General features: G+C 41.0%; 8 protein-coding genes. 1 reads left to right on the top strand and 7 read right to left on the bottom strand.

Translation table 11 applies throughout. The features are described 5' to 3' along the window. Positions 1-239: 239 nt before the first annotated feature. From PSM_RS13210 to ampD, 7 genes are all read right to left on the bottom strand, one after another. The gene (locus tag PSM_RS13210; RefSeq protein ID WP_028835611.1) at positions 240-926 is read right to left on the bottom strand and encodes a tRNA-uridine aminocarboxypropyltransferase; all 687 of its coding nucleotides are present in this window, start codon (positions 924-926) and stop codon (positions 240-242) included. A gap of 292 nt (positions 927-1,218) precedes the next feature. Further along, positions 1,219-2,646 (bottom strand): dihydrolipoyl dehydrogenase, encoded by a 1,428-nt coding sequence (lpdA, locus tag PSM_RS13215; RefSeq protein WP_013465928.1) that lies wholly within the window; start codon positions 2,644-2,646, stop codon positions 1,219-1,221. Positions 2,647-2,809: 163 nt separating this feature from the next. Further along, positions 2,810-4,735, bottom strand: coding sequence for a pyruvate dehydrogenase complex dihydrolipoyllysine-residue acetyltransferase (gene aceF / locus PSM_RS13220; protein WP_013465929.1), 1,926 nt, complete (start codon positions 4,733-4,735; stop codon positions 2,810-2,812). Positions 4,736-4,746: 11 nt separating this feature from the next. Next, a complete protein-coding gene (aceE, locus tag PSM_RS13225) occupies positions 4,747-7,413 on the bottom strand; it encodes a pyruvate dehydrogenase (acetyl-transferring), homodimeric type (RefSeq protein WP_013465930.1) in 2,667 nt (888 codons plus the stop codon). An 84-nt stretch (positions 7,414-7,497) separates the two neighbouring features. After that, positions 7,498-8,247: a pyruvate dehydrogenase complex transcriptional repressor PdhR gene (gene pdhR / locus PSM_RS13230; RefSeq protein WP_008114937.1), complete on the bottom strand. Its 750-nt coding sequence runs from the start codon at positions 8,245-8,247 to the stop codon at positions 7,498-7,500. 854 nt (positions 8,248-9,101) lie between these two features. Continuing rightward, positions 9,102-9,953: a beta-lactamase regulator AmpE gene (ampE, locus tag PSM_RS13235; RefSeq protein ID WP_013465931.1), complete on the bottom strand. Its 852-nt coding sequence runs from the start codon at positions 9,951-9,953 to the stop codon at positions 9,102-9,104. 287 nt (positions 9,954-10,240) lie between these two features. After that, positions 10,241-10,786, bottom strand: coding sequence for a 1,6-anhydro-N-acetylmuramyl-L-alanine amidase AmpD (gene ampD / locus PSM_RS13240; protein ID WP_013465932.1), 546 nt, complete (start codon positions 10,784-10,786; stop codon positions 10,241-10,243). A gap of 260 nt (positions 10,787-11,046) precedes the next feature. Here ampD and nadC point away from each other — a divergent pair, with 260 nt between their 5' ends. Then, positions 11,047-11,892 carry a carboxylating nicotinate-nucleotide diphosphorylase gene (nadC, locus tag PSM_RS13245; RefSeq protein WP_013465933.1) on the top strand — a complete coding sequence of 282 codons (846 nt, stop codon included), beginning with the start codon at positions 11,047-11,049 and terminating at the stop codon, positions 11,890-11,892. Positions 11,893-12,335: the final 443 nt, after the last annotated feature.

Below are 12,335 nucleotides of genomic sequence, written 5' to 3' on the forward strand. Positions count from 1 at the left end.
GTAATAACACGGATCGTAAAAATTGGAGTTGATTAGGTTCAATTGCAGGATGCAACAAAGTTAGAAGATTCCGCAAGCGCGACTAGAGATGGTTCGCGCTTTTCTTTTGCCTGAAAATTAGCGGTCAGCGGTCAGCGGTCAGCGGTCAGCGGTCAGCGGTCAGCGGTCAGCCAAGATTATATACATTCAAACTATGAACAAACATCAAATCCAGCCTTTTCGTATCAACATCTTGCAGTTTATTCCGGCCTGCCTTTGTTGCGCTTACCGAGTAAGTAGGCGTCGCGAAATTTGATAAAATGCTGTTCTAATTTAGTACTCGCATCAACCTCATTCGCTAATGCCAATACCATAATAGCCACTTCTGCCGTACCTAACTGGTGAGCATGGGGTGCTACACGTAATCGGTAATCTGAGAGCTTTTGTGCAGTAATAGAAAGCACGGGCAAATTATCTAGATAAGGACTTTTGCGAATCATTTTTTTAGCTTCACGCCATGTACCATCTAAGAATATAAATAAAGGCGTTTTACCTGCAACAGGCTCTACTTGCGTTACTACTCTATCTGTTTCAACATCTTCTGCAGGAAAAATCACAAAAGGTTGATATTTATCATTATTCAATAATGCTAATAAAGCAGGATCTGGGGAGGTTCTATCCCAGCGAAACGCATAATTGTCAGGGACTATTTCAGCAATTAAACGCCCTGTATTAGACGGTTTAAAACTTTCATTATGATACATCAGTAAACAAACCGCAGCGTCGCAACTTGCGTACTCAGCGCCCTCACAAATACAGTAATGCTTGGCAATTAAGCATTGCTCACAGCGGTCCATCTTACCGCCCCGGGCATTAAACTCGCGTCGAGATTCACTTATTTGCTGGGCACGTAACGCTAAAACTGAATTTTTGAAACCTTGAGTCACTGTGGTTTATTACCTATAAATTGATGGCTGCGCATTGTAGCTAAAATAAAAGGGAATAGATATCAGCTATCAGCTATCAGCTATCAGCTATCAGCTATCAGCTATCAGCTATCAGCTATCAGCTATCAGCTATCAGCTATCAGCTATCAGCTATCAGCTATCAGCTATCAGCTCAAAATAAAAAACGATACCAACAAAAGCTAGTTTTGTTTTATCTATTTTTGAATTGGCGGCTATAAAAACAAAAACCCAGCAAAAGCTGGGTTTTTAAAAACTAAATTAAAAAGTTAAATTACTTCTTCTTTTTAACTGCTTTTTTGTTTGGTAAATCAGTGATTGAACCTTCAAAAATTTCAGCTGCAAGGCCGATTGATTCGTTCAATGTTGGGTGAGCATGAATTGTTAGCGCTAGGTCTTCACCATCTGCACCCATTTCAATACCTAGACCGATTTCGCCCAGCATTTCGCCTGCGTTAATACCAATCATAGCACCACCGATAATACGGCCGCTCTCTTTATCAAAAATAAGCTTAGTAGAACCTTCAGTACGTGAAGAGGCAATTGCACGACCCGATGCAGCCCAAGGGAATACTGCTGTTTCAATGCTTAAACCTTGCTCTTTGGCTTCTTTTTCAGTTACACCCGCCCATGCAATTTCAGGGTCAGTGTAAGCAATTGAAGGAATACACTTAGGATCAAAGTAATGTTTTTGACCAGAGATAACTTCAGCAGCAACATGACCTTCATGAACCGCTTTATGCGCAAGCATAGGCTGACCCACTAAGTCACCAATTGCAAAAATATGTTCTACGTTAGTACGTAATTGCTTATCAACGTTAATAAAACCACGCTCATCAACATTCACACCCGCTTTATCAGCGTCTAACATGTTACCATTTGGTGTACGACCTACAGCAACAAGTACTTTGTCGTAACGTACTGGCTCTGCTGGTGCATTTTTGCCTTCAAAAGTAACATATAAACCGTCGTCTTTTGCTTCAACGCCAGTTACTTTAGTTGAAAGCATCACGTTAAACTTGTCTTTAACATGCTTTTGGTAAATTTTAATGATGTCTTTATCAGCAGCAGGAACAAGTTGGTCTGCAAATTCTACAACATCAATTGCAGAACCTAGTGCACGGTAAACCGTACCCATTTCTAGACCGATAATACCACCACCTAAAACAAGTAGCTTTTCAGGAACATCTTTAAGCTCTAGCGCACCCGTTGAATCAATAACGCGATCATCTTCTGGGATGAAAGGTAAGTTTACAGGTTTAGAACCCGCAGCAATAATTGCGTTATCAAAAGTAATGGTTGTTTTACCGTCAGCACCTTCAACGTCTAAGGTGTTGCTACCAGTGAATTTACCGTAACCAGAAACAACTTTTACTTTACGCATTTTAGCCATGCCGTCTAAGCCACCTGTAAGCTGGCCAACAACAGACTCTTTCCAAGAACGAACTTCATCTAAGTCAATTTTTGGTGCGCCAAAAGTAACGCCGTGAGATGACATTTCTGCAGCATCATCAATCACTTTAGCTACGTGTAAAAGTGCTTTAGAAGGAATACAACCAACATTAAGACATACACCGCCTAATGTCTCGCGAGATTCTACTAATGTAACTTCTAAGCCCAAGTCAGCAGCGCGAAAAGCCGCAGAGTAACCACCAGGACCACCGCCTAGTACAACAACTTGAGTTTTTAATTCGTTGCTCATGCTATTACCTTTATTGTTTGAACGGGACACAGCCCCAAAATTTAACTGCCATGTTTCTGCAAGGCAGAAAAGGGCATTTGTGCAAATATTGTATCATTGCAAATGATAAAAATCCCAGCTAAAAACAACTGGCTGGGATTTGATTTTACTCACTCTGTAGTGATCACATCACTAACTGGCGTATATCACTCATGTAACTTGCAAGAGTAACAGTAAAGCGTGCAGCAAGTGCACCGTCAATCACTCTATGGTCGTAAGACATTGAAAGTGGAACCATTAGCTTAGGCTCAAACTCTTTACCATTCCACTTAGGCTTCATTTCAGATTTAGACACACCTAAAATTGCCACCTCAGGTGCATTCACAATCGGCGTAAATGCCGTACCACCAATACCACCTAGGCTTGAAATAGTAAAACAACCACCTTGCATATCTGATGAACTTAACTTGCCATCACGTGCTTTAACAGATACTTCCATTAGTTCACGAGAGAGTTCAATAATGCCTTTTTTATCAACATCTTTAAATACTGGCACAACCAAGCCATTAGGCGTATCAACCGCTACACCAATATTGATGTACTTTTTAAGGATTAAGCTTTCGCCATCCTCAGAAAGTGATGAGTTAAATGTCGGAAACTCAGCAAGCGCTTTAGCTGCTGCTTTCATTACAAACACGAGTGGCGTAATTTTAACACCCAGCTTTTTCTTCTCGTTAAGCGCATTTTGCTCTTTACGGAACTGCTCAAGGCTCGTGATATCCGCTTCATCAAACTGGGTAACATGTGGGATTTGTACCCAGTTACGGTGTAAGTTTTTACCTGATAGCTTTTGAATACGAGAGAGTTTTTTCTCTTCAATTTCACCAAACTTAGCAAAATCAACTTTTGGCCATGGAATTAAACCAAGCTCACCGCCACCGGCATTGCCTTTAGCTGCAGGTACTTGACCAGATTCAACTTGCTTAACCAGTTGCTTAACATAGTTTTGCACGTCTTCTTTAACAACACGGTTTTTACGACCTGTGCCTTTTACGTTCGCAAGGTTAATACCAAACTCACGTGCTAAACGACGAACCACTGGCGATGCATGAGCATAAGCGCTGTTGTTTTCAAAGCTCTCAGCACTTTCTTTTTCAGGCGCAGCAGTTGGTTTTGACTCTGCTTGAGCCGCTGGCTTAGATTCAGCCTTTGGCTCGTCTTGTTTTGCAGGCGCGTCACTTGGTGCACTACCCGCCACTTCAAATACAAAAATCAGGGAACCCGTTTTAACTTTATCGCCAGTCGCTACTTTAATTTCTTTTACAGTACCAGCAAACGGCGCCGGTACTTCCATAGCAGCTTTATCGCCCTCAACGTTTAAGATAGATTGCTCTTCTTCTACGCTATCGCCAACCGCAACCATGACTTCTGTTACTTCAACTTCGTCATCACCAATATCCGGTACGCTAACTTCTTTTGTGCTTGATTCTGACGCTTTAGATGAAGCAGCTTTTTCAGCAGGCTTCTCTTGCGTTTTTGAATCACTTGCAGCTGCAGTGTCGTTATCACCACCAGCGACTTCAAAAACAAACACTAATGAGCCCGTTTTCACTTTGTCACCAGTATTTACTTTAATTTCTTTTACGGTGCCAGCAAATGGTGCTGGTACTTCCATGGCGGCTTTATCGCCTTCAACGTTTAAGATAGATTGCTCTTCTTCTACGCTATCGCCAACCGCAACCATCACTTCAGTCACTTCAACTTCGTCATCGCCAATATCTGGCACAGTCACTTCTTTGGTTGACGAGCCCGATGATGCAGCCGGTGCTGCTTCTTCGGTTTTTTCAGCTTCTTTAGAGTCAGCAGCAGAGTTTTGCGCTTCACCTTCAAATATGAATGCTAAAGTGCCTGTGGTTACTGTATCGCCCACATTTACTTTAATTTCTTTTACCGTACCGGCTTGTTCAGCAGGTACTTCCATCGCAGCTTTATCGCCTTCAACGCTTAATAGTGATTGGTCAACTTCAACTTTATCGCCAACACTCACTAGTATTTCGGTTACTTCTACTTCATCGCCACCGATATCAGGTACTTTAATTTCAATACTCATTGCAAAACCTCTTATGCGTACAGTGGATTAAGTTTGTTAGTGTCGATGTTGAACTTTTTAATTGCTTCAACAACCACTGACTTTTCAACTTCACCACGTTTAGCAAGTTCAGATAATGTCGCAACTACCACGTAGCTTGCGTTAACTTCAAAGTGACGACGTAGGTTTTCACGGCTGTCTGAACGACCGTAACCATCTGTACCCAATACTTTGTAGTTACTGCTTGGGATAAATGAACGTGCTTGCTCTGCGTAGTTTTTCATATAATCCGTTGCAGCAACAGTGACTGAATCGTTTAATACGCTTGTAATGTAAGCTGTTTTTTGCTCGCTTTCTGGATTAAGCATGTTGAAACGCTCAACATCTTGTCCATCACGCGTAAGTTCATTAAATGAAGTTACAGAGTAAACATCAGATGCAATACCATAGTCTTCGCTTAAAATTGCCGCCGCTTTACGCACTTCAGTCATGATAGTACCTGAGCTTAATAGCTGTACGTTGGCTTTTTTGCCTTCGTAGCTTTCAAGCTTGTAAATACCTTTACGAATACCTTCCTCAGCGCCTTCAGGCATTGCTGGCTGATGGTAGTTCTCGTTCATTAACGTTAGGTAGTAGTAAATGTTTTCCTGATCTTCACCGTACATACGACGAATACCGTCTTGCACAATAACCGCTACTTCAAATGCATAAGTAGGATCGTAAGAAATACAGTTAGGTACCGTGTTTGCAAGAATGTGGCTGTGGCCATCTTCGTGCTGTAAGCCTTCGCCATTTAGCGTTGTACGACCCGCCGTAGCACCTAATAAGAAACCACGTGCTTGTTGATCTCCTGCCATCCACGCCATGTCACCAACACGTTGGAAACCAAACATAGAGTAGTAAATGTAGAATGGGATCATCGGTAAGTCGTTGGTGCTGTAAGATGTTGCAGCAGCAACCCATGACGACATTGCACCTAGCTCGTTAATCCCTTCTTGTAGTACTTGCCCTGACGTTGCTTCTTTGTAGTAAGAAACGATGTCACGGTCTTGAGGGGTGTAGTTTTGGCCGTGTGGGTTGTAAATACCGATTTGACGGAATAAACCTTCCATACCAAAGGTACGTGCTTCATCGGCAATAATAGGCACAATATTTTTACCAATGCCTTTATCTTTTAATAAAATATTAAGAGCACGTACAAAGCCCATAGTGGTAGAAATATCACGCTTTTGTTCTTCAAGTAATGGCTTGAATGCGTCAACTTCTGGCAACTGTAACTTTTCAGAGAACTTAGCGATACGCGTTGGCGTGTAACCTTGTAATGCATCACGACGAGCATGTAGATACTTGTACTCAGGTGAATCTTTTTCAAGCTCTAAGTATGGTAGCTCTTTTAGTTGCTCTTCTGATACTAAGTCATCTAAGCCTAAGCGTGAGCGTAAGTGAGCCACATGCGACATATCCATTTTCTTAACTTGGTGCGCAATGTTTTTACCTTCAGCTGCTTCACCCATGCCGTAACCTTTTACAGTTTTAGCTAGGATCACTGTTGGACGACCTTTCGTCTCTTCTGCCTTTTTAAATGCGGCATAAAGTTTTGAAGATTCGTGACCACCACGCTTAAGCGCAAAAATTTCGTCATCCGTCATATCAGCAACTAATGCCGCTGTTTCTGGGTAACGACCAAAGAAGTGTTCACGTACGTACGCACCATCTTTTGCTTTATATGTTTGGTAATCGCCATCAACAGTTTCGTTCATTAACTGTAGTAATTTACCTGTGGTGTCTTTAGCAAGGAGAATATCCCAACCGCTACCCCAAACAAGTTTAATAACATTCCAGCCAGCGCCTTTAAATAGCCCTTCTAGCTCTTGAATGATTTTACCGTTACCCATTACTGGGCCGTCTAAGCGCTGTAGGTTACAGTTAACTAAGTAACATAAGTTGTCTAGCTTTTCACGTGCAGCGAAAGAGATAGCACCACGTGATTCTGGCTCATCCATTTCACCGTCACCTAAAAACGCGTATACACGTTGGTTTTTAGTGTCTTTTAAGCCACGGCCATCTAAGTATTTTAAGAAACGTGCTTGGTAAATTGAAGAAATTGGACCTAAGCCCATAGATACCGTTGGGAACTGCCAAAACTCTGGCATTAATTTAGGGTGAGGGTAAGAAGGTAAGCCTTTACCATCTACTTCCTGACGGAAATTATCAAGCTGTTCGGCACTTAAACGCCCTTCAACAAATGCACGCGCATAAATACCCGGAGAAATATGACCTTGGTAATAAACTAAATCACCACCATCAACATCATTTGGCGCTTTAAAGAAATGGTTAAAACATACTTCATAAAATGCAGCAGACGATTGGTAAGACGCCATATGGCCGCCTAAGTCGAGATCTTTTTTCGATGCACGCAATACAATCATAATCGCGTTCCAACGAATAATTGAACGAATACGGCGCTCAAGATTTACATCACCAGGGTAGGCAGGTTCTTGATCAACCGGGATCGTATTAACGTAGTTTGTGTTAATGCCTGTTGGCATATCAACACCGTCTAAACGGGCTTGCTCTAACACTTGCTCAAGTAAAAACTGAGCTCGTTCAACACCTTCTTCGCGCACAACTGATTCAAGAGCTTGTAACCACTCTTGTGTTTCTAGCGCGTCTACGTCAATTTTATTGACTTCAGACATATGGAGGTTTCCTTATGTTTAAAATACTAATTTTATGTATTGAATACTTCGCTGTTAAATCAAGTTAACAGTAAATGTACTTGCTTAATTTTGTTTGGTGCGTCTTAAACTACGTTCAATTCGCGAATGCTCTTTACCCGCTTCAAGCAATGCTTCTTCAATATAGGCTAAATGCGCATTACTCGCTAAGCGAGCTTGTTCAGGATTACCGTCAATCACTGCATCCATTAATAAGCGTCTATGCTCAGCTAATTGGCTGCTTATATCTGACTTTTTAAGTAACACCGTTAAATTTTGTAAAACATTCTGCTCAAGTAAGCTTTGCATCCCTCTTACTAAATGCAGTAACACTACGTTATGAGACGCCTCAGCGATGCAAAAATGAAAGTCATTAATCGCTTTGGCTTTTTGCTTTAATTCATCTTTAGCTAATGCAATCTGATCAAAGCTCTGTTTTACTTTTGCAAAATCGTTACTTGTTCCGCGAAGTGCTGCGTAATAAGCCGCAATTCCCTCTAGCGCATGACGAAATTCTAATAAATCAAATTGCGATTCGGGGTGTTTACTGATCAAATCAAACAACGGATCAGTCAGCCCCTCTTCCAATTGATTTTTTACATACGTTCCACCACCTTGACGACGGGTTACAAGCCCTTTTGCCTCAAGCTTTTGAATGGCTTCACGCAACGACGGACGCGACACTTCAAATTGCTTAGCGAGTTCACGCTCCGGTGGTAACTTTTCTCCTGGTGCTAACGACCCCTCAAGAATCATGTTCTCAAGTTGTTGTAAAATAACATCAGATAATTTTGCCGCTTTAATTTTTAAAGACATCAATCAACGTCCGCGTTGTATAAGTGCTAGCAGCCCATTAAATAAGGCTTTTAACTGAATGACCTGACCAAAAGGTAAATTGGTCATACCAAATTTTGCCATACGTTATCAAAAACCGTAATTACTGTCAATTTACAGCAGTTTTAAAGCCCTAAGGCCAGCGTAACGTAATTTAAACAAAGTTCAAATAATACACAGATCACAGAGGGTAAAGAAAGGTTAATAAGATGAAAAATAAATGGTCAGACCAGCTAACTTTGATTTTCGGGGTTCGGGGTTCGGGGTTCGGGGTTCGCAATAGGATAAAATGTAGAGTAATTTGCAAACATGTTTTTACATTGTAGGCGGGAGTTTACCTCGCGCATGTTTAGGTTAAAGGTTTTAAGCCCGCAACTCGAAGCCCGTCACAAAAAAGTAAAATGCGCGGCATAAAGCCCCGCCTACGATTAACCCAACACTATGCTTAGCTTAATCTCTGCCTAGAACCTAAAACTCTAGGCACCAAATATATTTATTTTTTAACCACAGAGGGCACAGAGGCGCTTCGCGCTACACAGAGGGTACAACCATTCATTGTCACTACCTCGGTGTACTCTAAATTCTCTGTGGTAAATAAATCACTTAGATCTCTTTACATAAAGAGGAGACAATGAGAAGCCAAAGTGGAATAACTCCTAATCCTAGAACCTTTATTTTCTAATACCTGTCTTTACCTCTAAAGCGCAGCGCCTCTTAACCTCTTTGTGAATAAATCACTTAGATCTTTTTACACAAAGAGGAGACAATGAGAGTAAATGAGAAGCCAAAGTGAATTAAACCCTAGAACCTAAAGCCTAATCCCTAACCACTGCTTTTTAACTTAAACCACCAAATAAAGTCATTAAAGCAATCAATACTAAGTAGAAAAGTACATTTCGCTTAACCAGTTTGATCATACAGGTGGCTTCAAAGGTGCAACCATAATAGCGCTCTTCAACTTGCTCGGCGGCCAATGCAGTATAAGTAACCACCTTGCGATTAGGGCTTGAAAAGTCAAACACGTAATGAAGCCAACAGCTAGTTCCTTTATTAAAGTTACCAATCACTAGATAGCCAAAACTGGTAATACGCGCAGGGAGCCAATCAAGCCAAAATAGTAAACGATGGAGGAGTTTAAAATGCTTAGCAATGACTTCATCACGGTTATCACTCACTAAGTCGGCAAAGGTACGTACTAATGCATAAAAAACAGCTCCGGCAACACCCAACACCACAAACCAAAATATAACCGCACAATAAAATCGAAAGTTAACCCAAGCCAGCGTTTGCCCTAAGGTTTCGCCGCCTTGTTGCTCTTGGGTGCGTTTTTGCCCTAATTGCAAAGCATACAAAGACGCAGCGGTTTGATCCCCTCGGGTCAGTGCATTTAAATACGACTTATACAAAGCGCGTTGCTTAGCACAACCAAAACAAACGAGTAACACCGCCACATTAAAAACAAGCTGCCAAAGTGCAAAGTCAGATAAAAAATACACACACCCTACGGCAATCACAGGCAGTAATAACCAAATTAAAAACCCTGTTGCAGTGCCAAATAAACCTTTATTGGTCAATAAATTAACAGAGCGAGTTAAGTAGCCATTAGCGTAATAACTCATTTGCCAATGCGCAGAGCGAGCACCTAAACGCTCAAGTATCAGTGCAATTATTATTGAAACCAAAATCATGTTGTTACTCGCTTAATTTAGGGTCTGTTGACCTTTGCGGATTATAATTTGTTCAAACTAGGGGCGATTTAATCGCGGCGCGAGGTTTGTAACCTAGTGGGCTAAGTCAAAACCGAGCAACAAAGAGTAAATCGTCCCTAGGCAGAACCCGAAGGGCAGCGCCTGTTTGGTATTGATGCTACGTTATCGCCTATTTATGGGGAATAACCACACCACATAGGCGCTGCCTTGCCTAAATACCAAACAGACTGCTGCAAATTTAACCTTGAAAGGTCAACAGACCCTAGTTATTTAATTAGGTTAAAAAACTTACGCCAGTTAAAACTCGCTCCAGGGTCGGTTTTTCGCCCAGGGGCTATATCGCAATGCCCAACTATATTACTGGCTGTTATTTTTGGATAGCGCTGCATAATAGCCTGCGTCAATGCTGCTAAACTTTGATATTGCGCATCGGTATAGTTAGTTGTATCTGTGCCTTCAAGCTCTATACCTATACTAAAATCATTACAATTTTGTTGCCCAGCAAAGCAAGAGCGCCCCGCATGCCATGCACGTTTTTCAAAAGGCACATACTGTATAACTTCGCCGCAGCGCTTAATAAAACAATGCGCTGACACCTTAATCCCTGCTAAATCAGTAAAGCTAGGGTGCGCATTACAATCAATACACCCCATAAATAAATCATCAACGTGCGGAGTGTTAAACTGCCCTGCGGGCAATGAAATATTATGAATAACCAACAGCGAAATATCGCACTGAGCAGGTCGCTCGTCAAAATGGCTACACGCCCGCTGGTTAATATTATTTATAACGCCTAAAGAATCTATTTTCATACTATTTATTTAAAACTTATGTAGCCCGCTGCCCATAGCCCGTTTCCCGTAGTTCGCAGCGCTCAGGTTAATCAACCAAAATTGATGTATATCAAGATGCTAATAGATTTAACCCTATAAAGATAGCGTAATACTAAACGATAAAATATGATCAACGTGTAAATTAAGCGCTGGCTGATTAGTTTAGTTGTTAGCTGCTTCTAATTAGTAATTAAACAGAGTAAAATTTAGTTAATTTATTATCTATTATGAGCTTTTTCATGTCTATTTCGCATACCCTAATTAGTCAACTTGTTACCTTAGCACTTGATGAAGATCTAAATTACCAAAGCGCTGAACAAGGCGATATTACCGCACAGCTTATTCCTCAAGCAGAGCAAGCCCATGCGAAAGTGATCACCCGTGAAGACTGCATCTTTTGTGGTAAAGACCTAATCATTGAAGTGTTCAAACAAGTCGACCCAAGCGTGGTTGTAAATATATGTGTGAACGATGGCGACTTTGTCAGTGCCAATAGCACTTTATTTACCGCATCAGGTTCTGCTCGCGCTATTTTAACAGCCGAGCGCACCGCACTTAACTTTGTACAAACGCTTTCTGGTACGGCCACAACTACAGCGCACTATGTAAAAGAGTTAAGTGGCACTAGCACGCAACTACTCGATACCCGTAAAACCATTCCAGGGCTTAGAGCGCTGCAAAAGTATGCAGTTAAATGTGGCGGCGGTGCAAACCACCGAATTGGTTTGTTTGATGCGTTTTTAATTAAAGAAAACCACATAGCAGCCTGTGGAGGAATTAATAACGCGGTTACTCAAGCTAAGCTAAATCATGCCGATAAACCTATAGAGGTTGAAGTTGAATCGTTTGATGAGCTAGAGCTAGCCATTAACGCAGGTGCCGACATTATTATGTTAGATAATTTTAATCCTGAGCAAATACGCCAAGCAGTTAGCATTACAAATAAGCGCGCAAAACTTGAAGTGTCGGGCAATATGACCCTAGAAACACTAAAAGCATACTCGCAAGCAGGCGTAGACTTTATCTCAAGTGGTGCGCTTACAAAAAATTTACAATCAATCGATTTATCGATGCGATTTGAGTAAATAATGTAAAAACTATTTATAGTTTCTTGCGCTAATTGATTGACAGCTTTTAAAAAAGGGCATTAAATAATCCAAAAGGACTATTTGTAACAAGTTATTAAATTAATGCGTTTTTTATAAAGTTTTTACATACAAAAGCGCAATAAACAGTGTTAGACTCATTCATATTGACTAGTTTTAAATATTTAATTAGTTAAAAAGAGTGAAAAAGCATTTATAAGGGACAGAGTAAAAATAAGCGATAGGGTTTATTTTTATAATTAGCTTGTAACTTACGCGGGTTATAACTAACTTTTAATAGTTAGGTTTATGCTCAAGTAAGGGACAAATTAACGAATAACCGCCATAAAGTGCGTGTCTTCGCGGAAAAATTTTTACCGCTTAAACACAGCACTAAATTTGGCAAAATGATTTTATTTTTGTAGTAACAGGTTAAGTGAACA

The organism is Pseudoalteromonas sp. SM9913 (genome assembly GCF_000184065.1).
Taxonomy (GTDB): Bacteria; Pseudomonadota; Gammaproteobacteria; order Enterobacterales; family Alteromonadaceae; genus Pseudoalteromonas; species Pseudoalteromonas tetraodonis.

What these genes read in the sequence shown, in the direction of transcription:
- aceF (WP_013465929.1), bottom strand. Translation starts at nt 4,735, where the DNA reads ATGAGTATTGAAATTAAAGTACCTGATATCGGTGGCGATGAAGTAGAA.
- ampD (WP_013465932.1), bottom strand. Translation starts at nt 10,786, where the DNA reads ATGAAAATAGATTCTTTAGGCGTTATAAATAATATTAACCAGCGGGCG.
- lpdA (WP_013465928.1), bottom strand. Translation starts at nt 2,646, where the DNA reads ATGAGCAACGAATTAAAAACTCAAGTTGTTGTACTAGGCGGTGGTCCT.
- aceE (WP_013465930.1), bottom strand. Translation starts at nt 7,413, where the DNA reads ATGTCTGAAGTCAATAAAATTGACGTAGACGCGCTAGAAACACAAGAG.
- pdhR (WP_008114937.1), bottom strand. Translation starts at nt 8,247, where the DNA reads ATGTCTTTAAAAATTAAAGCGGCAAAATTATCTGATGTTATTTTACAA.
- nadC (WP_013465933.1), top strand. Translation starts at nt 11,047, where the DNA reads ATGTCTATTTCGCATACCCTAATTAGTCAACTTGTTACCTTAGCACTT.
- ampE (WP_013465931.1), bottom strand. Translation starts at nt 9,953, where the DNA reads ATGATTTTGGTTTCAATAATAATTGCACTGATACTTGAGCGTTTAGGT.